The sequence below is a fragment of the Terriglobus albidus genome (assembly GCF_008000815.1).
Lineage (GTDB): Bacteria > Acidobacteriota > Terriglobia > Terriglobales > Acidobacteriaceae > Terriglobus > Terriglobus albidus_A.
This window is the reverse complement of the sequence record NZ_CP042806.1, coordinates 3251918-3278625: the sequence shown is the minus strand read 5'-3', so window position 1 is coordinate 3278625 and position 26708 is coordinate 3251918. Positions and strand designations below refer to the sequence as shown.

The 26708-nt window shown below is 59.9% G+C and carries 19 protein-coding genes; 8 read left to right on the top strand and 11 right to left on the bottom strand.

Annotated elements, in window-relative coordinates:
• Positions 1 to 93 precede the first annotated feature (93 nt).
• Together FTW19_RS12965 and nagA are read left to right on the top strand one after the other, a co-directional pair.
• Entirely contained in the window at positions 94 to 2241 is a 2148-nt protein-coding gene (locus tag FTW19_RS12965; protein WP_147648029.1) for a glycoside hydrolase family 20 zincin-like fold domain-containing protein, read from the top strand.
• A 32-nt stretch (positions 2242 to 2273) separates the two neighbouring features.
• On the top strand, positions 2274 to 3419 hold the full coding sequence (gene nagA / locus FTW19_RS12960) for an N-acetylglucosamine-6-phosphate deacetylase (protein ID WP_147648028.1): 1146 nt from the start codon (positions 2274 to 2276) through the stop codon (positions 3417 to 3419).
• A gap of 233 nt (positions 3420 to 3652) precedes the next feature.
• Here nagA and FTW19_RS12955 read toward each other — a convergent pair whose 3' ends face one another.
• A complete protein-coding gene (locus FTW19_RS12955) occupies positions 3653 to 4576 on the bottom strand; it encodes a BadF/BadG/BcrA/BcrD ATPase family protein (RefSeq protein ID WP_147648027.1) in 924 nt (307 codons plus the stop codon).
• 39 nt (positions 4577 to 4615) lie between these two features.
• On the opposite strand from FTW19_RS12955, the gene FTW19_RS12950 reads away from it, so the two are divergent.
• From FTW19_RS12950 to FTW19_RS12940, 3 genes are all read left to right on the top strand, one after another.
• Complete coding sequence (locus FTW19_RS12950) at positions 4616 to 6100, top strand: sodium:solute symporter (RefSeq protein ID WP_147648026.1); 1485 nt, start codon at positions 4616 to 4618, stop codon at positions 6098 to 6100.
• An 8-nt stretch (positions 6101 to 6108) separates the two neighbouring features.
• The gene (locus FTW19_RS12945; protein ID WP_147648025.1) at positions 6109 to 6927 is read left to right on the top strand and encodes a TIGR03435 family protein; all 819 of its coding nucleotides are present in this window, start codon (positions 6109 to 6111) and stop codon (positions 6925 to 6927) included.
• A 156-nt stretch (positions 6928 to 7083) separates the two neighbouring features.
• Entirely contained in the window at positions 7084 to 9615 is a 2532-nt protein-coding gene (locus FTW19_RS12940; RefSeq protein ID WP_246153271.1) for a serine hydrolase, read from the top strand.
• Here FTW19_RS12940 and cobA read toward each other — a convergent pair.
• From cobA to FTW19_RS12915, 5 genes are all read right to left on the bottom strand, one after another.
• Positions 9559 to 10338, bottom strand: a complete 780-nt coding sequence (cobA, locus tag FTW19_RS12935; protein WP_147648023.1) for a uroporphyrinogen-III C-methyltransferase — start codon at positions 10336 to 10338, stop codon at positions 9559 to 9561. The genes FTW19_RS12940 and cobA overlap by 57 nt on opposite strands.
• Positions 10335 to 10970 (bottom strand): precorrin-2 dehydrogenase/sirohydrochlorin ferrochelatase family protein, encoded by a 636-nt coding sequence (locus FTW19_RS12930; protein ID WP_147648022.1) that lies wholly within the window; start codon positions 10968 to 10970, stop codon positions 10335 to 10337. The genes cobA and FTW19_RS12930 overlap by 4 nt, the downstream gene beginning before the upstream one ends.
• A 6-nt stretch (positions 10971 to 10976) precedes the next feature.
• On the bottom strand, positions 10977 to 12650 hold the full coding sequence (locus tag FTW19_RS12925; protein WP_147648021.1) for a nitrite/sulfite reductase: 1674 nt from the start codon (positions 12648 to 12650) through the stop codon (positions 10977 to 10979).
• A 205-nt stretch (positions 12651 to 12855) separates the two neighbouring features.
• Complete coding sequence (gene phoU / locus FTW19_RS12920; RefSeq protein WP_147648020.1) at positions 12856 to 13530, bottom strand: phosphate signaling complex protein PhoU; 675 nt, start codon at positions 13528 to 13530, stop codon at positions 12856 to 12858.
• A gap of 41 nt (positions 13531 to 13571) precedes the next feature.
• Complete coding sequence (locus FTW19_RS12915) at positions 13572 to 15008, bottom strand: MBL fold metallo-hydrolase RNA specificity domain-containing protein (RefSeq protein ID WP_147648019.1); 1437 nt, start codon at positions 15006 to 15008, stop codon at positions 13572 to 13574.
• 144 nt (positions 15009 to 15152) lie between these two features.
• On the opposite strand from FTW19_RS12915, the gene FTW19_RS12910 reads away from it, so the two are divergent.
• A complete protein-coding gene (locus tag FTW19_RS12910) occupies positions 15153 to 15485 on the top strand; it encodes a c-type cytochrome (RefSeq protein WP_147648018.1) in 333 nt (110 codons plus the stop codon).
• A gap of 109 nt (positions 15486 to 15594) precedes the next feature.
• On the opposite strand, the gene FTW19_RS12905 is transcribed toward FTW19_RS12910, so the two are convergent.
• On the bottom strand, positions 15595 to 16857 hold the full coding sequence (locus FTW19_RS12905) for an MFS transporter (RefSeq protein WP_147648017.1): 1263 nt from the start codon (positions 16855 to 16857) through the stop codon (positions 15595 to 15597).
• Positions 16858 to 17201: 344 nt separating this feature from the next.
• Here FTW19_RS12905 and FTW19_RS12900 point away from each other — a divergent pair, with 344 nt between their 5' ends.
• Both FTW19_RS12900 and FTW19_RS12895 read left to right on the top strand, forming a co-directional pair.
• Positions 17202 to 18224 carry a gluconeogenesis factor YvcK family protein gene (locus FTW19_RS12900; RefSeq protein ID WP_147648016.1) on the top strand — a complete coding sequence of 341 codons (1023 nt, stop codon included), beginning with the start codon at positions 17202 to 17204 and terminating at the stop codon, positions 18222 to 18224.
• A gap of 4 nt (positions 18225 to 18228) precedes the next feature.
• On the top strand, positions 18229 to 19518 hold the full coding sequence (locus FTW19_RS12895) for an MFS transporter (RefSeq protein WP_147648015.1): 1290 nt from the start codon (positions 18229 to 18231) through the stop codon (positions 19516 to 19518).
• Positions 19519 to 19775: 257 nt separating this feature from the next.
• Here FTW19_RS12895 and hrpB read toward each other — a convergent pair whose 3' ends face one another.
• The 4 genes from hrpB to FTW19_RS12875 form a co-directional block, all read right to left on the bottom strand.
• Positions 19776 to 22097, bottom strand: a complete 2322-nt coding sequence (hrpB, locus tag FTW19_RS12890) for an ATP-dependent helicase HrpB (protein ID WP_246153269.1) — start codon at positions 22095 to 22097, stop codon at positions 19776 to 19778.
• A 79-nt stretch (positions 22098 to 22176) separates the two neighbouring features.
• Positions 22177 to 24411, bottom strand: coding sequence for a GH92 family glycosyl hydrolase (locus tag FTW19_RS12885; protein ID WP_246153268.1), 2235 nt, complete (start codon positions 24409 to 24411; stop codon positions 22177 to 22179).
• A 39-nt stretch (positions 24412 to 24450) separates the two neighbouring features.
• Positions 24451 to 26100 carry an alkaline phosphatase family protein gene (locus FTW19_RS12880; RefSeq protein ID WP_147648013.1) on the bottom strand — a complete coding sequence of 550 codons (1650 nt, stop codon included), beginning with the start codon at positions 26098 to 26100 and terminating at the stop codon, positions 24451 to 24453.
• An 83-nt stretch (positions 26101 to 26183) separates the two neighbouring features.
• Positions 26184 to 26645, bottom strand: coding sequence for a hypothetical protein (locus FTW19_RS12875; protein WP_147648012.1), 462 nt, complete (start codon positions 26643 to 26645; stop codon positions 26184 to 26186).
• Between the last annotated feature and the right edge of the window lie 63 nt (positions 26646 to 26708).

Below are 26708 nucleotides of genomic sequence, written 5' to 3'. Positions count from 1 at the left end.
AAACATCTCTCCCGGTCATAAAAATTGATCGATCACTTCATGGTCGCATTCCCGACATTTCCATTTCCACAGCGCTGATGTACGGTGGTCTGCATGGCACATCGTTTAACTGCAGCCATCCTCCTCGGCTGCTCTGCTTCCCTGTTTGCTCAATCCTCTGCCAACACCACTCCGCCTAAGCTTGCATTGATCCCAGTTCCTCGCGAGGTAGCAGCGGGTGAGACCTATCCCCTCACCCAGGGCATCGAGGTGACCTGTGCCTCTCCGTGTGATCCCGAAGACGCCTTCGCGTTAGACGACTTCAAGACGTTCCTGGCATCCCGCTCCATTGCCACCCCATCAGCCGGAGCTCCAATCCATATCTTCGTCACTCGCTACGGCAGCAGCGCCAATGCGAAGTCGATCTACACGGATGCTCTGCCGAAAGGCGCACCCCAGGAGCCCGACGATGCCATCAAAGCTGAGGGGTATGCGATCATCCCCGACAAGCAAGGCATTGCGCTGACAGGCTTCACCGCAAGCGGAGTCTTCTATGCCCTGCAGACCGCGAAACAGCTTATCGATGGGAATGGAACACAGGCCGTGCTGCATACGGCAACCATTCGCGACTGGCCGGCGTTGAAGTATCGCGGCCTGCACGACGATCTCTCGCGAGGCCCTTTCCCCACTCTGGATTTCATGAAGAAGCAGCTTCGGGTGCTGGCGGCCTACAAGGTCAACATCTACTCGCCCTACTTCGAGCACACCATGCAGTACACCGGACATCCGCTGATGCAGCCGCCCGGAGGTCATCTGACCCAGGCCGAAGCACGCGAGCTGGCCGCCTACGCCGCCAAACTGCACATCACCATCATTCCCGAGCAGGAGGCCTTCGGACACCTCCACTACCTGCTCAACTGGGAGCAGTACACACCGCTGGCGGAGACACCGCACGGACATGTCCTGGCGCCTGGTGCGCTTGGCTCGACCATGCTTATCCGGGATATGTTTACCGAGCTCTCGAACATCTTCCCTGGACCGTTCTTACATATCGGCGCCGATGAGACGGTGGACCTGGGCAAAGGCGCCACGAAACCCGATGTCGATACCCGCGGGCTTGGTCCGGTCTACCTCGACTTCATGCAGCGGATTGTCACCGACCTGAAGCCGTTGAACCGCCGTCTGCTCTTCTGGGGTGATATCGCCTACAAGGAGCCGGCTCTGCTGAAGGCCATGCCCGCGCAGTTCAAGCGGGATACGCTGGCCGTGGCATGGGAGTACAACCCGCATGCGAGCTTCGACAGCTACATCACTCCCTTCACCAATGCAGCCTTCGAGACCTGGGTTTCACCGGGCGTGAACAACTGGTCGCGCGTCTATCCCAATAACAACTACGCGCTCTCCAACATCCAGAACTTCACCGCCGATGGAGAGCGGCTCGGAGCCACCGGTCAGCTCAACACCATCTGGCGCGACGATGGTGAGGCCCTGGCCAACAACGACTGGTACGGCATTCTGTTCGGCGCGGAAGCCGCATGGCATCAGGGACAGGCCTCGATCCCGGTGTTCCAGGCCAGCTATGGACGCAGCTTCCATGGCGATACCACTGGTTCCATCGATCAGGCGCAGAAGGAGCTGATGCTATGCCACCAGGTCCTGAAGGACTCTGACTACAAGGCAGACGGCGGTGACCTTCTCTTCTGGATCGATCCCTGGTCTTCAGATGGACTGAAGCAGGCGGCGCAGCTTCGCCCGGTGCTGCGAGAGCTTCGTCTGCATGCCGAGGCGGCGCTGACGTTGATTGCCAAGGCTCGCGTAACAAACCCAAACCTGCGTGAAACCGATGCGCTGGACGCATTGGAGCTCGGTGCGCGCCGCTTCGACCTGATCGGCCTGAAGTTCCAGCTCGCCGACGAGATGGCAACCGGATACCAGCATGCGTTCAGCCTGCAGGGCTCAAAGACCCGCGACGACCGTCTTGAGGTAAGCCGCGAGCTCAACGTGATCAATGCCGTAAACGGAAAGCTGCAGGACCTGCGCAACAACTATTCGCTGTTGCGTGATCTGTATGAGACGGCATGGCTCAAGTCGAACCGGCCTTACTTCCTGCGCAATAATCTGGAGCGCTACGACTTCACCATTCAGCTATGGCTCTCGCGTATCGACAAGGTACGCACAGCGCAACGACAGTGGACAAACGACCGCACACTGCCACCCGCCAGCGATCTGGGGATTCCCGCACCGCCGGCCACCGTACGATAACGAAATTCCAGAACAGGTAACATAACCGAGTAGTGTCTACGATTCTTACAGCCGCACGGGCCCTTACATCGCAGGGCATTGTCGAAAACCCCATCCTCACCCTTGAGGACGGCCGCATTGCACACATCTCCACTCGCGAGAGCAGTGAAACGCCGGCCGGCGCCAAGCACTTCCCCAATGCCACCATCACTCCCGCGCTCTTCGATGTCCATCTGCACGGAGCAGCGAATCACGATGTGATGGAGGCAAACCCGACTGCGTTATCGGCGGTCGCAAGCTTTCTGGCAACACGTGGTGTTGGGCAGTTTCTACCCACGACCGTGACCGCTCCGATCGATGCCACATTGCAGGCACTGAGTGGATTGGCCGATATCATCGAAGGTCCGGCGCAGCCAGGCCAAGCCCGCCCCGTCGGCGTCCACCTGGAAGGCCCCTTCGTCTCGCACAGCAAACGTGGCGTCCACGCCGCTGCCTTGATTCAGCCGCCGAGTGTGGACCTGTTTGACCGCTTCTATGAAGCTTCACGTGGACACATTCGCCTGTTGACCATCGCTCCCGAAGAGCCAGGTGCGCTGGATGTGATTCGCCGCGCGGCGGAGAAAGGCGTTCGTGTGTCGGTGGGACACTCCAATGCCACACTGGCCGAGACAGATGCAGCCATCGCCCTGGGAGCTGTTTCTGCAACCCACACCTTCAACGCCATGCGAGCGCTCGATCACCGTGAACCTGGCGTGCTGGGTGCAGTTCTCGATCGAGATGTTCTGTTTGCAGAGCTCATCTGTGACGGCGTCCATGTCGCGCCAGAGCTGGTACGCCTCTGGCTCAAGGCCAAGGGGCCGCATCGCGGCATTCTGGTCACCGATGGCATCTCTGCCACCGGCATGCCCGAAGGCACCTACATCCTTGGCGACTTCGAAGTGACCGTTGCAAATGGACGCGCTACCGCACGCGGTGTTCTGGCAGGAAGTGTTCTCACGCTCGATAAGGCGATTGAGAATGTTCGTGCCTTCACTGGTACGTCTCTGGCCACTGCAGTAGGACTGGCCAGCACGAATCCAGCGACGATGCTTGGATTGGAAGCACCGGTGATTGCGGAAGGACAGCTTGCGAATCTGAATCTGTTTACGGATGATGGGAAGCTGTTGGCAACGTGCATGGGCGGTGCATTTCTAGCGTAACCACTACATCGTTGCCCCATTCTTCGCGTAAGCGAAGGGTGGGGCAACGAGCGAAGCGAGACCGCTTTTCTGGATTACTGATCGAGCTCTCGCTCGATACTCCCACATAAGCTTCGCGTATCTGGGGCACCCACGTTATTCACACAAGAGACGATTCGAGCTTCGCTCGAATAGTTCACCCCAGCGAACCAAGTTCGCCGGGGACCCCGAATATCCCACCCAGATTTGGGGTGCTAGCGCGGGTGAGCGGCTCTCCACAACGCTCCGACAACCGCGTCTACCTCTCCCTCAACGAACCGTGCTCCCCGAATCTGCCGTAGAACGGCAGCGTTGAAGCTTTCCCTGACACGATCGATCTTTCCGAGGACACTGCCCGTATACGCAACGCCGCACGCTGGAGCAGCAAAACCGGCGGATCGCATCTTCCCGCACACCACCACCACCTGCGCGGCCAGCTCTTCACCGGCGCGTCGCAGGACATCGATGGCAACGGCATCTCCGCGATCCGCGCATGCAACGACTACCTGCGATAACCCGGAGAAAGAAGTCCCTGGACGATGCGCCACCGCGATCAGATCGCCGATGCTCTCTGCATTCCAGACCCGCATCACCTCTCGAAGCACCAGCGGATTTTCTCCTCGATCTCGTGCTTTGGTGGCTGACCGCAGGGCTTCCAGGCCGATCCAGTGGCCGGAGCCTTCGTCTCCAAGCATCGGCCCCCAGCCGCCAGCACCAAAGAGCGCATCTCCAAAACGTCCGCCGATGTTTGATCCTGTACCCGCGATCACCAGGATCCCATCGCCACCGGGAAATGCCCCATCGAGCGCGATCACTTGATCACCTACAATCTCGACTGTTCCGCCCACACGGCGGCGAAGCACGCGATCCACAAACTCCCGTACCGCAGGAACGCTGGCACCGCTAAGTCCGACGCTGCTCCGCTCGACATATCGCAGATCCACGCCGGCCTTCGAACCAAGCTCCTCTAGCAGCGCTCCAAGACGATCTTCCGCGACAAGAAGCGCTCCGGCATCGCCCTCGGCGATGCGCAGCGTCTTGACGCTCTCACCTTCGGCGCGGGCCAGCTCCCGACCATCTTCACTGACAGCCACGCGGGTGCGGGACCCCCCGGCATCCATTCCCAGATAAAACGCCATAGCCAGTGATCATACCGTGCCCGTACACTCACACGTAGGATGACTCGCCTGCACCCGCTCGATCTAGCCATTGTGGCCGCCTATCTTGTTGGCATCACTCTCTTCGGTCTGCGCTTCCGGTCGCAGGACAAATCGCTGAGCTCCTACTTTCTGGGCGGCAAGACGATTCCGTGGTGGGCCATTGCCCTCTCGATCGTCTCGGCAGAGACCAGCACACTGACCATCATCTCGGTCCCCGGCATCGCGTTCACCTCGAACTTCGGTTTTCTGCAGCTTGTGCTGGGATACATGATCGGACGCCTGGTGATCTGCGTCCTGTTTCTTCCCCGCTACTTTCACGGCGAGTTGTTTACGGCCTATCAGCTTATCCGCCGCCGCTTCGGACCTACCCTGCATACCGTGACCGCGGGTCTGTTCCTGATCACGAGAGCCGCTGCTGAAGGTGTGCGCGTCTTCGCCATCTCCATCGTTGTGGGACTGGCGATTGGCACCAATGACATCCTGTCGATCGCCATCATCTCCGCGTTGACGCTGCTGTATACCTTCGAAGGCGGCATGACCGCGGTGATCTGGACCGACGTCGTACAGATGACGCTCTATATCGCCGGCACCTTCGTCGCCCTGATTACGCTTGGCCGCCATGTCCCCGGCGGCTGGACACATATCCATGATGTAGCGTCGGCCGCAGGCAAACTGCACTGGCTCGACTTCAGCTTCTCGCTGGTAAAGACCTACACCTTCTGGGCCGGTATTCTGGGCGGGACCTTCCTCACCATGGCATCGCATGGCACCGATCAGTTGATGGTGCAGCGCCTGCTGGCCGCCAAGAATCTCAAGGAGTCCCGCCTTGCCCTGCTGGCGTCCGGCGGCGTTGTCTTTCTGCAGTTCCTCCTGTTCCTGATCATCGGCGCAGGCCTCTGGGTCTTCTACGGGCAGCCGACGAGCGGAACACCGGGCTTCAGTAGCGCCGACCGTATCTTCCCGGCCTTCATCGTGCGCGAGATGCCGACGGGCATCGCTGGCCTGCTGATCGCCGCCATTCTTGCGGCAGCGATGTCGAATCTGAGCGCGGCGTTGAACTCGCTCTCATCGACTACGGTCGTCGATTTCTATATGCGGATCCGCCCACAGGCAACGGAGAGCGAGCGTACCAACCTGTCCCGTCTCGCCACCGGGGTGTGGGCGGTGATCCTCTTTGCGATTGCCGTCTACTCTGTCTTTGCCGGCGGCAAAGGTCATGTGGTCGAGACCGGGCTCTCCATCGCCTCGGTTGCATACGGTTCCCTACTTGGGGTTTTCCTGCTGGGAACCCTGACAAAGTTCGCAACCCAGACGGGAGCGATTGCAGGCATGGTTGCGGGCTTTACCGTCAACCTGGTGCTCTGGCTAAGCAGCATCCACCTGATCCCAGCTATTCCGGGTTTGCCGCCGATTGCCTACACTTGGTACGTGCTGCTCGGCTCGGCAGTAACGGTCGCCGTCGGAGCGGGCATCAGCCTCGTTCAATCCAAAGATCCTGCGTGAGGTCTTCTATGATCCGGCGATTTCTGATCACAGCTCTGGCAGCCTCCACCGCGACTCTTGCCGCAACCGCGGTTCTTTCCGCGCAGCAGACATCTACACCTCGGCCGAAGTTCGATGGGTTCGAGGTCGCAACCGTCAAACCCATCGAACACAACCCGCAGGGCGGCCGCTACTTCCGCATGGAGAGCAATAACCGCTTCGTCGCCCGCGATTACACGCTCAAGCTGCTCATCGCGGCGGCCTATGATCTAAATCCGCGAACCATCTCCGGTGGACCAGACTGGCTCGATTCGGAGCACTACAACATCGACGCCCTGACACCGGGAGATATCAAGCCAGTCCGCACGGAACAGATGGCTATGCTGCGCAGCCTGCTCACCGAACGGTTCCATCTTGCGTTTCACCGGGAGCAGAAGGATTTCTCCATCTATGAGCTCACCGTTGCGCCCCATGGAGCCAAGCTGAAACCGAGCACGATGAAAGCGGATGATCCGCCTGCGCTGATTGCCACGGTCTATCCCCCATCGAAGATCGTGCTACCGGCACGCAACGCTACGGTTGGCGAACTAGCCGCCATGATGCAGCGTGCGATGCTCGACCGGCCTGTGGTGGATAAGACCGGCCTGACCGGACGTTATGACTTCGACCTGGAGTGGGCTCCAGACGAGACGCAGTTCGGAGGCGAGGTGCCTCGCGCGTCGAACGATGCCCCCAGCCCACCGCTCTTCATCGCATTGCAGGAACAGCTCGGCCTCAGGATTGTCGCAACGCACGGCCCGGTCTCCGCGCTTGTCGTCGACAAAGCCGAAAAGCCAACCGACAACTAAGAGCATTTTCCCTGTTGCTGGGTATCCCGGAAAGAATGTACAGCGGCGTTTTCATCGCGGAAAACGCCCATAGATACGGAAGCCCTACACTACACCTACAGGGAAATGCTCTAACGCAACCGCCAATCACTGAAAGCTATCCCCAAAATGATCGCCATGCGCAAAGTCTTCGCCGCCGCTCTTCTGTTCGCCGTTAGCACCCTGTTGCACGCACAGGACTTCTCTTCCATCGATACGCTGATGGCCGACGCTCTGAAGGCCGGACAACTTCCCGGCGGTATCGTTGTCATTGGGCACGATGGAAAGGTTGTCTTTCATAAAGCTTACGGAGACCGCAAGGTTGCAGGCGAGATCGGTCCGGATGGTTCCACCGCAGCCGAGCCGATGACGGAAGAGACGATCTTCGACATGGCCTCGCTGACCAAGTGCATCGCGACCGCGACGGCGATGATGCAGCTCTATGAGCAGGGCAAGTTCCAATTTGATGATCCGGTAGCAAAGTATCTTCCCGCATTCGCCGCTAACGGCAAGGAAAAGATCACGATCCGGCAGGTGCTGACACATCATTCGGGGCTGGCTCCTGATGTCTCGCTGAAGGATCCGTGGGGACTCGCGGCTCCCGATAAAGCCGAAGGCATCAAGCGCGCGATGGAGACGACTCCCATCAATCCGCCAGGAACGAAGTTCGTTTACTCGGACATCAACTTCATCACCGCCGGAGCTCTCGTCGAAAAGCTCTCGGGGGAATCGCTCGACGTCTATGCGCAAAAACATATCTTCGAACCGCTACAAATGACGCACACCCGCTACCTGCCCTTCGATAAGGTCTGCGGACATGCGAAAAAGGTCGGCGCGGCGCTGGTCTACGAGGACAGCAAGGCGATGTATAAGTGCGCGGAGTGGACGTGGCCCGGCACACTGATTCCCGGAATCGCTCCGACGGCACATGACGATGAGCTCAATGCTCAGGTGAATCCACACTTCGACCAGCTCATTCGTGGATCGGTTCACGATCCGACGACACGGCGCATGGGTTCGGTGGCTGGGCATGCCGGAGTCTTCTCCACCGCGCAGGATGTCGCGATCTACGCGCAGGCTCTGCTCGATAAACTCGCGGGACGGCCTTCGAGCTTCCCCCTCAAGACCGAGACACTGAAGCTGATGGCTCAACCGGAGCAACCGACAGGAGCCAAGTATCTGCGCGGCTATGGATGGGATATCGACTCGCCCTATTCCAGGCCGCGCGGCGACCTCTTCCCTGTCGGCAGTTTCGGACACACCGGCTTCACCGGCACCAGCCTGTGGATGGATCCGCGCAGCAACACCTATGTGATTCTGCTGGCCAACGCGATTCATCCCAAAGGACGTCCGCCGATCACGCCGCTGCGCGGAAAGATCGCAACCGCGGCAGCACAGGCGCTCAACCTCTACACGCCCGGATCGAAGACGGCGACCGGAGGAGAGATCTTGCCCGGCATCGACTCCCTGGAGGCGCAGAGCTTCGCCCAGCTCAAGCCGCTACTCGCGCACCATAACAACCACCTGAACATCGGCCTGTTGACCAACAACACCGGCCTCGATCGCAATGGGAAGCGCACCATCGATATCCTTACCCACGCCAGCCTTCCTGGGCTGAAGCTCACGACGCTCTTCTCGCCGGAGCACGGCATTCTGGGAGCCGAGGACCGCGAAGGGATCGAGTCCAGCAAGGACAAGGCATCGGGCCTGCCAGTTATCTCGCTCTATGCGTCTGTAGCAGCGCGTCATCCGAAGCACGAGGATCTCGCCAACCTCGATGCCGTCTTTGTCGACCTGCAGGATGCAGGCTTCCGCTACTACACGTACGAGGCCCAGGTCGGCTACTTCCTCGACGCAGCCGCCCAGGAAGAGCAGCAGTACCACCATCGTCTTGACATCGTGATTCTCGATCGTCCGGCGATGCCGGCGGGCACAACCGTCGGCGGACCGCTCTCCGATACCGGCCACGATGCCTACACCAACTACATGGCGAATCTGCCGTCACAGAACGGCATGACATTGGGCGAAGTGGCCCGTTACTTCAACCAGAACAAACTCGGACCGAACGGCAAGCCGCTGGACGCACCGTTGACCGTTGTCCGCACGCAGAACTACATCCGTGGCTTGTGGTTCGATCAGACGGGACTACCGTGGCAGAATCCTAGCCCAAACCTGCGCACGATGGCCTCCGTGACCACCTACGCGGCGCTAGGCCTGGTGGAGACTTCCAATGCCTCCATCGGCCGCGGCACCGACTTCCCCTTTGAGCAGTTCGGGGCCCCGTGGATCAAAGCGGATGAACTGGTGGCTTACCTGAACACCCGCAAGATCACGCAGGTGCGCTTCGAGGCCACCACGCTGAAGGTCAGCGAAGATGAGCACAAGTATCCCTTTCACGGACAGTCGATCCCAGGCGTGCGCATTGTGGTGACGGATCGTACGCGGCTGGATGGACCTGCCTTGGGTCTTGAGATCCTGGCAGCACTGCATCACCTCTATCCGCAACAGTTCGACCTCGATCGAGCGAACCGGCTGGTAGTGAATCAGGCAACCATCGATGCCATCAAGACGGACAAGGATCCGCACGATATTGTGGCGACATGGGAGACAGGGTTAACTGAGTTCCGCGAGAAGCGGGCGAAGGCCCTGATCTACGGCTATCTTCCCTGAGACGACATCTTCCAGCGCTCTGCCGACCAGTAGAAGCACAGGCGCGTGACCGGGCTCCAGAGCATGCATGGTGCCGACACGCCCCATCACCACAGACTGTTCCGGCTGCCCCGCGCGAGAAACCGCCACGACAGGTATTGTTGCGTCCATGCCATTGGCCAACAACTCGGCTCCGGTAGCAGCAAAGTTGCGTCCGGGCATGTAGACCGCCAGCGTCGCCTCGTCGGGCAGCATTCCCTGCCAGAGCGGTGGAGCCTGTTTGCCTTCGGCATGAGAGCCCGTTGCCAGAATGAGCCGTGAGGCGGAGCGGCGGTCCGTCAGAGGTGTCTGCAACGAGGCTGCAGCAGCAAAGACGGCTGAGACGCCAGGGACGACCACCGCGGGGATGCCCGCTTCGCGCAACGCATCCAGCTCCTCAGCAGCGCGGCCGAAGACCATGGGATCGCCAGACTTGAGACGAACGACCGAGAGCCCCTTTCGGGCCTCTTCGACCAGCATGGCATTGATGGCCTGCTGCGTGATGCGGGCTCGACCGCAGCGCTTGCCGACAGACTCTACCGCGGCTCCAGCGTGAATCAACGCCAGCACCGAGCTGGGCACAAGATCATCGTGCAGCACCAGGTCCGCGGTCTCAAGAAGCCGTACCGCTCGCACCGTCAGAAGCTCAGGATCGCCAGGGCCTGCACCAACCAGGTAGACAACGCCTTTGCGTGCCGTCGTCATTTCCGCGTCACCTCAGCGGCATGTTCGCGGGCCATCGTACGTGACGGGCAATCGTCTTTGCTACAGGTTTCACGCTGGGCAAGCTGGTGCAGAATCCACTTCCGCTCGTCATTGGCGGCCGGCTCCATCTCGATTACTTCACGGCGCAGCTTGCCTACCTCGGCCAGCCACTCCCCTGTATTCGCCGGAAGCTGAGCGTCGATCTCCTTGCGCAGACGCTGTGCCAGAGCGGGAGATTCACCCGCGGTCGAGATGGCGATCTGCAGATCTCCACGCTCAACAATCGAGCCGTAGTAGAAATCGCAGTACGGCGGATCGTCCACAGCATTGACGAGGATATTCGCGGCGCGTGCTTCATCGACGACAGCACGGTTCACCGCGGCAACATTGGTTCCGGCAACCACAAGGAAGAAACCGGCCGTGTCTCCGGCCTGCACTTCACGCTGGTGCCAGGTCACCCGCCCGGCCGCAGCCAGGGCTCGAACCGAGTCATTCGCTTCCGGCGCAATTACCGTCACGTCAGCGCCTGCACGAAGCAATCCCTCCGCCTTTCCATCGGCAATCCGGCCGGCACCTACGACGAGGCATCTACGGCTGTCGAGCTTCAGGAACATGGGGAAGAGACTGCTCATGGCCTGTTACTCTCCAATCGTCGCCGGACCTGTTCCCGCGAGCTGGTTGCGAAGCTCCTCATCCGGGGTGCGGGCAAAGTAGGAACGCAGGTTCTCACCCTGCTCACGCTTGGCCAGGTAGCCGCGCAGCAGACGCTCGATAGCTTCGGGTACTTCGGTTGCGGCCGCGCGATAGCCGATCGGGCGCGCCGGACGCTGATACTTGCCGACCGCTCCGCCTACGGCGAAGTTGAAGGCGTCGACCATCTTGCCGTCGACCTTAACCTTCTTGCCTTCCAAGCCGATATCGCCGATCCAGTGCTGGCCGCAGCCGTTCGGGCAACCGGTCACATTGATACGGATCTGCTGATCGAACTGCGGCAGACGCTCCTCAATCTCATCCACCAGCCACTTGGAGAAGCCCTTGGTCTCGCTGATCGCCAGCTTGCAGAACTCCGTGCCGGTGCAGGCTACGGTTCCACGCCAGAAGACCGAGCCATCGACGTGCAGCTCCAGCTTGCCCAGCTCCGCCGCCAGCCCCTGCGCCTTCTCCGTCGGAACGTTGGGGATGATCAGGTTCTGCATGATGGTGGTGCGAAGTTCGCCGTTGCCGAACTCGTCAGCCAGGTCGGCCACCTTCTCGAGCTGCTCACCGCTCACGCGGCCGCGCAGAACGCTCATACCGACCGAGCTCAGGCCCTCCTGCTTCTGCTTCCGGATGCCGCAGTGGTCGCGGAAGACATCTTCCGGAAGCACTTCTTCAACCGCGGGTTCCAGCGTGAAGCTGACGCGCTTCTGCAGCTCTTCGGTGAAAGTCTCAGCCGTCCAGCCCTGCTCCATGAACATGTACTTGATGCGGGCCTTGGAACGGTCCTTACGCAGCGCCTCCTGCTCCCGGTAGATGCGCAGAACGCCACGCACAGCCTCAACACACTGCTCCGGCTTGAGAAAGACAGGCAGGCGGACCGCCATGTGCGGCTCCTTGGAGAGACCGCCGCCAACGCGCAGACTGTAGCCGAGCTCGTCGCCGCGCTTGATGGCCGTGAGCGAGAGGTCATTAATCTCCGGATAGCAGCACCACACCGGGCATCCGCTCACCGCGATCTTGAACTTACGCGGCAGGTTGTAGAACTCCGGATTGCCGTTCATCTCAGCCGCAACTTCCCTGGCGAGGCCGGAGGCATCGGCAATCTCTTCCCCATCGATACCGGCCAGCGGGCAGCCGGTCACGTTGCGAACGACGTCGCCGCAGGCACTCTTAGGAGAGAGACCGACCTTCTCCAGTTCCTGCACGATGATGGGCAGCGACTCGATGGTCAGCCAGTGCAACTGGATAGCTTGCCGGGTCGTGACGTCGGCGAGGTTGCGGGCATATTTCTTCGTCAGGTCGGCAACGACACGCGCCTGCTTGCTGGTCAGGAAGCCGGCGGGAACGGCAATACGCATCATGAAGTATTCGGTCGTCTTGCCTTCGCCGCCTACGCCGCCAACGGCTCCAATCCCATCGCCCTGGGTGTAGATTCCCCACCACTTGAAGTAGAGCCCGGACCATTCAGAGGCGACCGAGTCACGGCCAGCCTGCGCAAACCCCTCCACATCCGCCCAGGACTCCCACGGGTTCTTGGCAAGTTTCAGGCGCTCAGACTTCTGGGCCTTGGTCTCTTTTACGGGAGCGGTCTGCACGGCATCAGGCGACATCATGGCGTTGCTAAGTTCCTTTGAATCGTTAGGTTAGGAGAAATTCTTGAAGCTTCAATAACAAAGCCCGCGATTAGAACGCGGGCGCTGGCTGCGGAGGAATACTCAAAGACGGAGACGTCACACGCAGCAGCAGACAGGACAACAACACGAATTTTTCGCTGTCTGCATCTGATTAAGGCTATCGGTCGGACGAGCCGGAGTCAAGTTAGTCCGCATCCGCCAAGGCAAACTTATGCCGTACGTCCGAGCCACGGACCCAGAAGATGACGTCCTCGGCGATATTGGTGGCGTGGTCCCCGCTCCGTTCCAGGTTCCGGGCAATGATGATGGCGTTCAGGGCGTAATCGGTGGTCTCCGGCTTCTCCTGCATGAGCTCCACCATCACATCCTGAACCTCCCGGTTCATGAGATCCATCTCGTCGTCCATGGCAAGCACCTGGTCGGCGATGGCGGCATCGCCCTCCACCAGCGCCTGGATTGCCAACTGGGTCATCTTCCCGGCGTGCTCGCCCATACGCACAATGTCCACCGGCAGAGAGACGCGCGGCAGCTTGTCGAGCGTACGCGCACGCTGGGCGATATTGACGCTCTGGTCGCCGATGCGCTCCAGGTCGCCATTGATCTTGATCACCGAAAGAATGAAGCGGAGGTCGATCGCCATGGGCTGCTCGCGGCTGAGCAGCTCGTACGCCATCTCGTCCACCTCCCGCTCGGCGGCATTGATCGCGGCTTCAATTTCCAGCACATGGGCGCAGAGCGACATGTCCCCCTTGACATAGGCCGTCACCGAGTACTCCAGCACCTGATGCGCCAGGGCCGCCATGGCGAGCAGCTTATCCTTCAACGCAGCGAGTTGTTGGTGGAAGTGGATGCGCGGCAAGCGGGCGACCTCTGCTTTCTATTGAACCGGACGACGCCTCCCTATTCAAGCACGTATTGATCGCCGCGTGCCGGGATCTCCACTGGCAGCCGGTAACGTTTTTCAATCTCTGCCTTGAGCTCCTGCTGCGCCTCAGGCTCGCCATGGACCAGGAAGACCTTCTTCAGCGTCTTCGTGACCGGTTCCATCCAGTCCAGAAGCTCCTTCTGGTCGGCGTGGCCGCTCAGCTCGCCGATCGAGTCGACCTCGGCGCGCAGTCGCATCCATTCGCCGAAGATGCGGACCTCAGGTTCGCGACGCTCAAGGCGGCGGCCCAGGGTATTTTCCGCCTGGTAGCCGGTTAACAGGATCAGGTTGCGGGGATCTGAGATGGAGTTGCGCAGGTGATGCAGCACGCGGCCGGCCTCGCACATTCCTGAGGCCGAGATCACGATGAACGGCACGTGCATCTGGTTCAAGGCCTTACTCTCCTGCACCGTCTGGGTGTAGATCATGTGCTTCCACGCAAACGGTGTGGTCTGCTGTGCCAGCGCCGCCAACTCCGCATCCCACTCCTCAGTGTGCTTTTCAAAGACCTGGGTCACGCTGGTGGCGAGCGGACTGTCGAGGTAGACCGGAAGCTCGGGAATCTTCTTCTCCCGTATCAGCTCGTGCAGCATCATCACCACCTGCTGGGAACGTCCCACGGCAAAGGCAGGCATCACGATATGCCCGCCGCGCTGAACCGTACGTTTGATGAGAGCAGCCAGCTTGTTCTTTACGGGTCCAATGGGCTGGTGCAGGCGGTTGCCGTAGGTGCTCTCCATGATCAGGTAGTCAGCAGCTGGTGCTGACTCGGGGTCTTTGATGATGGGAAGGCTGGCACGGCCGACGTCTCCGGAGAAGAGCACGCGTGTTGTCTTCCCGTTCTCTGTACCTTCCATCAGAACGCAGGTCGAACCCAGCATGTGTCCGGCGCCATAGGGTGTAACCGCAAATCCTTCTGTTGCGGTGGAGCCGTTGAGAGCCTGGCGCTCGTGCAACTGCATTGGCCGGAAGAGTCCGATGGTAGCCGCCGCGTCTTCCGTCGAGTACAGCGGATCGACAGGCTGGTCAATTGCTCCATCGCGCCCGATCGATAACTTTCGCCGCGCGCGTTTCCGGATGAACTCAACTTCACTCTCCTGCACATGGGCTGAGTCTTTCAGCATGGGATCGCATAAATCGATGGTTGCCGGTGTGGCATAGATAGGACCGCGGTAGCCTTCGCGGACAAATCCCGGCAGGTTCCCGGAGTGGTCAATGTGTGCATGGGAAAGAACAATGGCGCTTACTTCTTCCGGAGGAAGAGCGAAGTTCATATTGATCTCGCGGGCTTCACGCCGCCGGCCCTGAAATAAGCCGCAATCAAGCAGGATGTTGCGTCCAGCGCACTCCAAATGATGAGAAGATCCGGTAACCGTACGGGCTGCGCCCCAGAATTGCACACGAATAGCCATGCGGGCAGCTTACATGTTCGGTTGTCGCTGCGTCCCGCTGGCGAACCGTAGTTGAAACCGTGTATCGTTCCTTCATCCATCGTGTAGCCGTGCGGATGGAATCGACCAGCAAGATCAATTTCTTTCTTCGACGGAGTTGCCACCGTGTCTCTTCTTCGCTGTACCCTTCCCCTCGTCGCTGTTGTCGCAACCTTCTCTACCGCCGCGCTGGCGCAGGATCCGCCGGCAGAAGGCAAGGATCTCTTCAAGAAAAACTGTGTCATGTGCCATGGCGAAGACGGCGCCGGCTCCGACATGGGCAAGATGCTGAAGGTCAAAGACCTGCGCTCCAAAGAGATTCAGGATATGACCGACGACAAGATCAAAGACGTGATCAAGAACGGCAACGGCAGCATGCCCGCCTTCAAGGGCACCTTCACCGATGAGCAAATCGATCAGCTCCTGAAGGTGATCCGGAGCTTCAAGCCAAAGAATTGAATGATGGAAGAATTGAAGAATTGAATAACGAAGGGCGCGGCTTCTGCCGCGCCCTTTCCGCTTCGCTTTAGATCTTATTCAATCCTTCAATTATTCAATCATTCAATTATCAAAGCGCTTGTGACATATCCAGGCCTTTGCGCTCCTTCGCCAGCGCCGTCATGATCGCCAGGATGATGGCAACAACGGCGACGGTTGCACTGAGAACCACTGTCAGATCGCCGCCGAAATGATGTTCGGCGATCTTCTCCTGAAAGACGTCATTGCGTGACGAGAGCAGATTGCCGAGCTGGTACGCTACCCCCGGGAAGGTCGCACGTACGGCCGAAGGGGCCATCTCGTTCAGATAGGCCGGAACCACTCCCCACGCACCCTGGATGGCGAACTGCATCAGGAAGCCGCCGAGCGCGATCAGGACAAAGTGATGCGTCCATGCCCAGAGCGGAATCATCGGGATGGCAAGCAGCGCGGCAAAAATGATGGCACGCCTTCGCCCGATCCTCTCCGACAGGCTGCCGAAGGTAATGCCGCCCGCCAGTGCTCCGACGCTGGAGACATTCGAGATCATCCCCTTCCAGAAGTCGTTGGTCCCGCGATCGGCCTGCAGGAAGGTCGGATAGAGATCCTGCGATCCATGACTAAAGGAGGTAAAGGCGGTCATCAGCAGAATGAGAAAGACGAACGATGGAAGGTACGTCCTGATGTCGTGCAGCGAGAGTCCCCTCTTAGGAGCCACTGCTGTCTCGCCACGCCCTGCGATCCAGGCTGGGCTCTCTTCCACCTTGCTGCGGATGTAGAAGACAAGCAATGTGGGTGCAGCGCCGATGATGAACATCGTCCGCCAGGGCGCCCAGGAGCCGCCCATATGCAGATGCGGGAAGACCAAAGCGTAGACCAGGCCGGCGATCAGGTTGCCGGTGACGTAGCCCTCCTGCAACAGGCCGGAGAAGAAGCCTCGCCGCTCCTTCGGCAGCGTTTCGAACGCAAGCGCCGCGCCGACGCCCCACTCGCCGCCCATGGCGATGCCGAAGAGCGCGCGGGTAATCATCAGGAAGGTAAGTGTGGGCGCAAAGGCGCTGGCGAGCTCGAAGATCGAAAAGCTGATGACGTTGAGCATCAGGGTACGGCGGCGCCCCCAACGTTCAGCCAGGGCTCCGAAGATCAGCGCTCCCAGCGGCCGCATGGCCAGCGTCCAGAAGGTACCTTCGACGACAACAGCACGTTTGACGTGAAAGTCCGCGGCGATCGCCGTAATACAGAAGTTAAAGATAAAGAAATCAAAGGCATCCAGCGACCATCCGAGAAAACATGCGATGAATGCATTCCTCTGCGACGGCGTCAGACGCTGGTGGGCGCTATTCGGATTCTTCACGGTGGCCCGATGCTACCACAGTGGGTGGTTACTCTTCCTGGGCTTCCTCACCACGAAACGCGAGGACGGCGGCCGGGATAAGAACCACGCCGAGGCAAGCAACTACAACGATCAAGTCGTGCATAGCAACACTCCATGTCATGCCCTTCGGCCGTTCTGGTCTGGACGCCTTTTATGTCGGCCGGGCAATCGTACGACATCAAAAGTCATCATCTCAGAGAAAATCCGGTAACTCAAGTAACATTTTTGAAATGTTACTTCCGGCAGGGGCACGTCTTTATGATGCCACCGCGCTTTGAGGGGATGGCTCTGTCTCCTCAAGCTTTTCCCGTACACTGGCGGGAATGCGGTCCGTTCCCCCAACTGCTCTACGTGCCGTCGCTATCGGAGGCGGTACTGGCCTCTCCACGCTGCTTCGCGGTCTGAAGCGGTATGTCGCTGTTTCCGGAGCTACCTCCTCTGGCTGTGCCGACGGTCCCTGCCAACTCGCCGATCTGGCGGCCATTGTGACGGTAACCGACGATGGCGGCTCCTCCGGGCGTCTGCGTGAAGACTTCAACATGCTGCCCCCTGGAGATGTCCGCAACTGCCTGGTGGCATTGTCGGAGGATGAGCACCTGCTCTCCCGGCTCTTTCAGTACCGCTTCGGACAGGGCGAGCTGGAAGGGCACTCCCTGGGAAACCTCTTCCTGGCAGCGCTGGACGATCTCTGCGGAGACTTTGCGCTGGCAGTGCAGCACTCCTCCCAGATACTGGCCACGCGCGGACGCATCTATCCGGCGACAACCGACAATGTCTCCCTCGCGGCCCTGATGGACGACGGCAGCCATGTTCACGGAGAGACCAGCATCACGGCGAGCAAGCAGCGGATTCACGAGCTGTACCTCGAACCCGCCGAAGCGCATCCCGTGCCTGAGACGCTGGAAGCGATCCGTCAGGCAGATCTCATCAGCGTTGGGCCCGGCTCCCTTTACACCTCTCTGGTCACCAACCTGCTGGTCCGTGGGATCCCCGAAGCGATTGCAGCAGCCAAAGCGACCCGTATCTATGTCTGCAATCTGATGACCCAGGCGAACGAGTCGCTGGGCCTGACCGCCTCACAGCATATCCAGAAGATCATGGACCACGCCGGCAGCTACCGTCTCTTCGACTATGCCCTGATCAATACCGCCCCCATCAGTCCGGCGTCGCTGGCGCAGTACGCCCGCGAGGGCCAGGCGCCAATCGTGGCTGACCTCGATGCGGTACGCGCGCTTGGAGTGGAACCGGTGACCGGAAACTTCGTCTACGAGGGTGCCGTGTTGCGGCACGACTATGACCGCGTGGCCGAGACGATGCTGCAACTGGCTGTGAAAGGCAGGCCCTAAGACCGTGCCTGAGATTGCGCCGAAGCGCTCGAAAGAATGGCAGATCCTTCTGCTGCTGGTGCTGGCGATGGGCATCTGCTTCATCGACCGCGGCAGCCTGTCGATTGCGCTCACCAGCCTGAAGCATGATCTCTCCCTGGACGAGAGGCAGCTTGGCCTGCTCAGCTCCGCCTTCTTTCTCTCTTACACGCTGATGCAGCTCGCCGTCGGCAAACTACTGGAACGGTTTGACGCAGCCAAGGTCTTCGGCCTGGCCTTTGTGGTCTGGTCACTGGCAACCGCCGCCACCGGCCTCAGCCGCGATCTGCATCTCTTTGGCATTACCCTCAGTAGCTTTACCGTGCTCTTCACGCTGCGCCTGCTCCTCGGCTGCGGCGAGTCGGTAAGCTTTCCGGCGACCTCAGCACTCATCACCAGGCTCTTTCCGGAAGAGTTACGCGGCACCGCCAACAGCCTGATCGACGTCGGCACCAAGATTGGGCCGGCGCTTGGCATCATGGCCGGCACGGCCATTGTTGCCGCATCCGGATGGCGGATGATGTTTCTCGTTCTCGGCCTGGGGAGCATGCTGTGGATCCCACTGTGGTTCGTGGCCACACGCTCGATCCGTGTGTCGCGCGGAGGTGAGCGCGCGTGGTCTCCCACGTACTTGCAGGTCGCGGCGCAGCGGCAGTTCTGGGGCGCGGCTATCGGCCACATCGGAAGCAACTATGCCTGGAGCATGTTTGTAAGCTGGCTTCCCTACTACTTCGAGCAGCGCTATCACTACAGCGCCAAGCAACTAGTGGTTGTCAGTTCTCTGCCCTTCTGGTGCCTTTCGGTGGCGTGTGGCGTTGCCGGTGTGGTCTCAGACCGGCTGGTGCGGCAGGGCCGCAATGCGGTGATGGTCCGCAAAGGTACGGTGTGCATCGGCTGCATTGTGGCAGCGATCTCTCTGATTGTTGTCGTGGCGTCGAACCGGCAGGCAGTCAGCATGGGAGCGATGATGATCGCCAGCTTCGGGCTGGGGCTCTTCACCTCGAACAACTGGGCGCTAACCCAATCGCTGTCTGGACCGCGAGCGGCAGCGAAATGGACGAGCTTGCAGAACCTCTTTGCGAATCTTTCGGCCACACTCTCAGCATGGCTGACAGGAGCGACACTGGCAGCGACTCACGGTTTTGGAGCGGCCTTCTCGATAGCGAGTGCGTTTCTGTTGACTGGAACAGTCTTCTACTGGTTCGTGATCAACGCGCGCGGACAGGTGACGTGGAAGCATGAGCCTGAGGCAACAGCGTTGCCGGCTACGCAGTAGTTTCTTTTTTGTTTGTCATTTCGTAGCGACCGGGGCCCCCGACCAGCTTGCTGGTTGGGGTGGATCGACCAAAGGGAGCGGAGAAATCTGCTTGTTGCCATTCTCCGTTGAAAAAAGGAGAAACACGTATCGCGCAAAGCGCGATACGTGTTTCTCCTGACAGAATCGCTGAGGCTGAGGAAGTGAGAAGCAGATTTCTCCGCTTCGCTGCGAAATGACAAATAAAAATACAACTTCAGACACCCGGTGCATTCTGCCTACACCGGCTTCTCCGGCCACTGATGACGCGGATAGCGGCGCATCAGCTCTCGACGCACCTCCGGATACAGCCGCTGCCAGAAGCCCGCAAGATCGGTTGTCGTCTGCACAGCACGATGGTTCGGCGCCAACAGGTGAACCACCACCGGCGTGCGGTCGCGACCGATACGCGGCGTCTCCTTCATTCCGAAGAAGTCCTGCAGCCGGGACTCGATCCACGGTGGCTTCCCAAGATCGTAGTGCACCTTCACCCAGCGTCCACCAGCAAGCTTCAGCTTCGCGGGAGCAAGCTCATCCAGACGACCTGCACGCTGCTCCAGCAACGGCAGCAGATCTGTCGAAGCAACCTTGCGCAGCTCCGCAAAGCGCTTGAGCCCGTAGCAGAGCTCGCGCAACGTCCCTTCGATATCGATGGCCTCTACTCCGGCGAAGGCAATCCGCGCCTGTAGCTCGACTAGCGCTTCGGGATCGACAAAACGCTCGACACCGAGAGTAACCGCCTCATGTGCGAGAACAGCAGCAGCTTCTTCTTCGTTTGCAGGGCCACGCGATTCTTCCAGCACCAGTCCGTCGTACTCCAGTGAACTGATCGCTTCTGCACGTTCGCCCTGACGATTCCAGACCACCTCGCGTTTCTCGACGACGCGCTCCGGAAAGAGATCGATCAGCCACTCCGGTTCCATGCGTGCCGTCAGGCGAATCAGCGGGGCTCCACGCTCCTTGCGTTCCTCCGCGTCGAGCGCCAGTAGAAACTCATAAGGACGAGGATGGCCGAAGACCTCAGCTCCCATGCCGCCGGTAAGCATCACGGTATTGCCGGCACGTCGCCGAGCGACACGGTCGGGGAAACCTGCCAACACACTGATCAGTAAAGCTTCGTCATTGTGTTTCGCTTGCTTCGGCGGACGGGCAGCGCGCTTCAACTGGTCGACCTGACGGCGGACGCGGTCATCCATGGGCTGATCCATGGCTTCGAGGATGTCACCCTTTTCAATGCGCACCCCCGAGGCCAGCAGACCGGCGAGCGCACATCCGCTCTCTCCAACGCCGCGGCGCATCGCTTCCTGCACGACACGCGAGAGACGCGGCTCAACTGGAAGTCTGGCGAGTTGTTTCGCGGACTCTCCAGTCGCACCCAGGCGATCGAGCAATGCATTCGCAGCCGCAACTGCCTCTGAAGGCGGAGCATCGAGCCACGGAATCTCATCGAGGCTGAGGCCCATCGCACGAAGGCCGAGAACCATGCCGCTAAGATCTTCGCGTACGATCTCCGGGCGATCGACCTCAGGGCGGCGGCGGAAGTCCTCTTCGGCATACAGCCGAATCACACGGCCGGGTGCGGTACGGCCGGCACGTCCCGCTCGCTGTTTCGCGCTGGCCTGGCTGACGCGCTGTACTTCAAGAATAGGAAGCCCAGTCCAATGCGAGTGCCCCGCAATACGAGCCAGACCACTATCGATGACCGCCGTCACACCTTCCACCGTGACCGAGCTCTCAGCAACGTTCGTCGAGACGATGATCTTCTGCTTCGACGCCTTCTGCACGGCCATATCCTGCTCGGCCGGAGAGAGCTCGCCAAAGAGCGGAACCAGCAGTATGTCTCTTCGGCGCGCGATGGGCTCAAGCTCGCGGATGGCGCGGCGAATCTCAGCAGTACCAGGCAGGAAGACCAGCGTGTCTCCGGTCTCGCCCTCGGAGAGAAGCGTCTCCACCCCGTGCGCGACCTGCTGCTCTAACGGAGCCGCGGAGTAGCCTGTGTAATCCAGCTGCAGTGGAAAGGCGCGGCCCTCGCTGCGCACGATCGGGCAGTTATCCAGATACTGAGCAATCGGAGCGGCATCCAGCGTGGCCGACATGACGACGATCTTCAGGTCCGGGCGCGTCGTCGCCTGCAGTCTTCGCAACAGCCCCAAGGCCAGATCGCCATCAAGGTGCCGCTCGTGGAACTCATCGAGCACAACGGCGCTGACACCCTTGAGTTGCGTGTCCGAGAGCAGGCGGCGCGTCAGCACACCTTCGGTGACAAAACGCAGCCGCGTCCGCGGGCCGGAGACCTCTTCGAAGCGAACCTGGTAGCCGACCGTCTCACCGACCTGTTCGCCCATCTCCTGGGCGACACGTCGCGCGGCCATACGAGCCGCTATACGCCGCGGCTCGAGAACGATGACTTCGCCGGGAAGGATCTTGAGCAGCGCCGGAGGAACGCGGGTCGTCTTACCCGCGCCCGGAGCCGCTTCAATCACAAGAGAAGGCGTTGCGAGGAGATGCTGGACAACTTCCGGAAGAATGAGATCGACCGGAAGCTGTTTTGAAACGTTCACATCTCCATCGCAACACGCGGAGAGTCGAGCGTCAAATGACGCAGACTGGAGCATTTTTCTCTACAACAGGGAAAATGCTCTACACCATCTCGAAGACGATCTTCCCGCCCTTTGCCAGAGCAGCGTGCTCGAAGGTCAGTCCTTCATGCTTTTCGCCATTGAAGGTGACGCTCTTCACAATGGCCGCATCGGCAGAGCTGCGCTTCGTCTCGATGGTTAGTGTCTTGCCATTGCCAACCTCGAGCGTCGCACGATCGAAGAGCGGCGTTCCGACATCCCAGGTCGCGCTTACGGGATCGACAGGATAGATACCCAGAGCGCTCAGCACATACCAGGCTGACATCTGGCCGCAGTCCTCGTTGCCCTGCATGCCGTTAGGCTTGTTGTCGTACATCGTCTCCATCAAGCTGCGAAGACGCTTCTGCGCCTTCTCGGGAACGCCCGCGTAGTTGTAGAGATAGGCAATGTGATGGCTGGGCTCATTGCCGTGGGCATACTGACCGACCAGACCTGCCACATCGGGGGGCATGTCCGGCGGCTGCGTGGAGTCGGCCGAGAACAGGTCATCGAGCTTCTTCTCGAGAGCCTGCTTCCCGCCCATCAACTCTGCGAGGCCATTGGGGTCGTGCTGCACGCTGAAGGTCGTAACCCACGCATTGGACTCGGTGTAGTCCCGCCACTTGCGCGAGACACTGATCGCATTCGGAGCAAACGGACCGGCCCAGTGCCCGTCAGTATACTTCGGACGAATGAAGCCGGTCTCCTTGTCGTAGAGGTTGCGGTAGTTCTTTGAACGCTTGTGCAACTGCTCCGACTCCTGCTGCTCACCTGCAGCCTTGGCAATAGCCGCAACAGCAGAGTCGTCGTAGGCGTAGTCCATCGTCTTCGAGGCGTTCTCTTCCTCGACGTCGCAAGGGATGTAGCCATACTTGCGATACGCTCCCAGACCCCGATAGTCATCAACCATGGCGCGCTTGCGGAAGACCTTGTAGGCAGCCTTGGCATCGATGCCCTGGAAGCCCTTTACAAGCGCCTCGGCAACGACCGGTGCGGAGTGATAGCCGACCATGCAGAAGGTCTCCTTCTGCTGCAACGGCCAGATGGGCACGCCGCCCGGGCTCTGCTCCGCCTCGCGGATCAGGCAGTTGACCAGGTCAGGCACCTTCTCCGGAGCGATCAGCGTGTAGAGCGGATGCAGCGCGCGATAGGTATCCCACAGCGAGAAGGTGGAGTAGTTGTGCAGCCCCGCGGGCAGATCGTGCACCTTGCCGTCCATGCCCGCGTACTTGCCGGTCACATCGTCAAAGAGCGTCGGCGCCAACATGGTGTGATACAGGCCGGTATAGAAGATCTCCTTGTGGCGGGTGTTCTCCGTCTCCACCTGGATGGCGCCGAGCGCCTCCTGCCATGCCTGGTGCGCCTTATGCTGCACTGTGTCGAAGTCCCAGTGGGGAACCTCGGCCTTCAGATTTGCGAGTGCGCCCTCGGTGCTGATGCCGGAGATCCCTGTCTTGACCAGGATCTTCTCTCCTGCCGTCGTATGGAAGTGAGCCACGACTTTCAAACGTGGCTCGTTGGAGGTCTCTCCCTGCACCGGCTTGTCATCGGCAAAGATCTGGATCGAGTCCGCGGGACGTGAGAACTCCATCGCAAAGTAGATCTCGCGTCCGGGAGACCAGAGCTGTGTGCTGCGCCCGCCGGTCACCATGCGGTGGCCTTCCACCTTCACCTTCGCCCAGTTGACCTTTTGCGGATTGCCTTCGATCAGATGCGTCATGTCCAGCATGATCGTCGCGGACTTCGACTCCGGGAAGGTATAGCGGTGGACGCCGCAACGCTCCGTCGCTGACAGCTCAGCGAAGATACCGGAGTCCTTCAGCTTGACGCTGTAATACCCCGGACGCGAAACCTCTTCGTCATGCGAGAAGCTCTGCTGATACTCCGACGGCGCCAGCTTTACCGCTCCGACCCGCGGCACAACCAGGAAGTCGAGCAGGTCGGCAGCGCCGGTACCGCTGAGATGGGTATGGCTGAAGCCAAGGATGGTCTTGTCGTCCCAGTGATATCCGGAGCAATGGTCCCAGCCCTTCACGCCAGTATCGGGGCTCAGCTGAACCGCTCCCCACGGCACGGTCGCGCCGGGATAGGTGTGCCCGTGACCGCCGGTACCGATGGCGATCTTCACATACTTGGTCACATCGCTGGCAGAAGCAGCGGTTGACTTCGCAAAAGCCTTGAGGGGGAGAGCGTCGGATACCGCCAGACCAGCGGAGACCGCGGACAGAGAACCAAGAAAGCTACGCCGTGTGATCACGGCTAGAACTTTATCAAGAGTCTCCCTGTCCGCGCATCCTCACTTTGTCCTAGGGGCCGCGGCGGCGGGCTCTACCTCAGGCTTCAGAATCTGCGTCAACACATGCCCCACCGCGGCGGAGGGCTGATTGATGCGGAGCAACGAAGCAAAGGTCGCGGCGATGTCTACCGGAGCAACGCGGTCGTGATACGTGCCTGGAATGAAAGCTGAACCGTAGAAGTCCAGCGGCACGTGACGGTCATACGAGTACGGCGCATAGTGCGTTGTGCCCGTCGCCGCACCCGGGAGCTGGTATTCGCCGAAGAGCGCAAAGACCTGCCATCCGCCGTTGGGCGAGTAGCTGTGCTGCAGCAGGCGGCCGAGATCGTTGTTCGGCAGATTGCCCGATGCCATCTGCGCCTTCGTGAACACACGCCGCACCAGCGGCCTCGATGCCGGCTTTGATCCAGGTAGCCCCGGCTGCGTCTTTGCCATTACCTCAGGCAGCATAGCGGCCACCATGTTTTCGGCATCGGCCTCAGACATATGCAGCTTCTCCCACACACGCTGATCCAGCGGGAAGTAGGCGTACTCCCCTCCCTGAAGCAGGAACTTCTGCGGATTGCCCGGAGAGAGCTTCTTCGTCAGTTCCTCGTTCATGGCATCGATCAGGCCGGCGTATGAAAACGTATTTGCAGGCATGCCCAGCTTCTGCGTTTCACCAACTGCCGGAGCAACACCGTGATCGCCCGACATGGCCACCCAGACATTCGCCATGCCACCGTCAACATGCGTATTCAGCCAGGTAAAGAACTTGTCCAGTTCTATATCGGCTCCATCCAGGAGGGCACGCTGTTTAGGATCGTTCGGCCCGACGGCATGTCCGAGGATATCGGTCGACGACAGGCTGATCGTCACCATGTCGGTGACCGCGTGCTTGCCAAGCTGCTCGGCGTCAATCACGTTTTCCGCAAACTCGAGCTCGTAGCGGATACCAGCCGGGGTTGCGCCAACCTCGTTATAGAAGTTCTGCCCCTTGCCGCCGACCTCTTTGGCCGCTGCCTCAGCCTTGCCGCTGGCGTTGAACTTCGCGACATATGCCGGCAGATCGTTCATCCAGTAGGTCGAGGTGATAAAGTGGCCGGACTTCTGATCGATCCAGAAGGCGCCCTGCGTAGCATGCCCCGAGGTAAGAATCGCAGCGCGATCTTTCAGCGAGATGCCGAAGACCTTCGCCTCGCCATGGGTCGCCAGCACAATCTCATCGCCCAAAGTGGAAGCCATCAGGTTCCGCGGTGACTGACCGGGAGTGATGGTCGCCCCAACGGGCGCCCCGACGACCTTATAGTCATCGTCATCTACGGAGGAGTAGACATGCTCGGTAGACCGCGAGAAATCCCACCACTGGTTGGCCTGGATGCCATGGCCATCGGTATAGGCTCCGGTACCGATGGTCGAGTGGCCAGGAGCCGTGTGGGTATTGGCGTAGTCGTAGTAGCAATCGGTAAAGTGCGCACCCTTCTTCAGGAAGAGATTGAAGCCGTTCGCGGTCTTAAAATCGTCGCGATACCGGTCAAGATAATCGCCGCGCATCTGGTCCAGAACCAGAATGACAACCAGCTTCGGTTTTGCGTGATACTCATCGGCCACCGCCGAGACACATGCCGCCGCCATCGCAGCGGCCGCTACAGCCTTCCCCAACAAACGCATCCTAGGATTTCCCTCTCGTAGAAAGCATATTCACGAACTGACGTACGTTCAACAAGACTCGGCTGGCGAAAGAACTTTATGTCTTAGTCCTGGCGGTTCATGTATCGAAGGTGCTTATCATCTGGTTGGCAATCCAGAAAAAACCACACCAATCCGCTGCACGAACCTGCAAGCACAAAAAGAATGGCTAGAAATGACGTGTTCCGCAGAGAGTAACCACCTAGAAAGACCCGCCATCCAAACGAGAAAAATAGAGCCATCGCAGCTAAAGCAACGGCCCCGCCTCCGATCACGTAGGTCATCACAGTCATCGCCGTCACCTTCTTTACAAAGGAATAAATTGGGTAGCCAATGCCAACGGCGATCAGTTCCCCACAGACGGCAAAGAGCAGAAAAACCGAAAAGAGATCGTGCACATAACCGAATGTGGATTGATTGCGATTAAACCCGCCCAAAATAACCTTGACCAGGAAAAAGACCGTCGGCGCGGCAAGCCCCGAAACCAGATATCGACCAAACCGCCGAGTGCGTGTCGTCCATTCCATTTTTATTGCTGGTGAGACCTCCGCATTGCTTATATCAAACGGTATCGATTGCGGATGGCATAC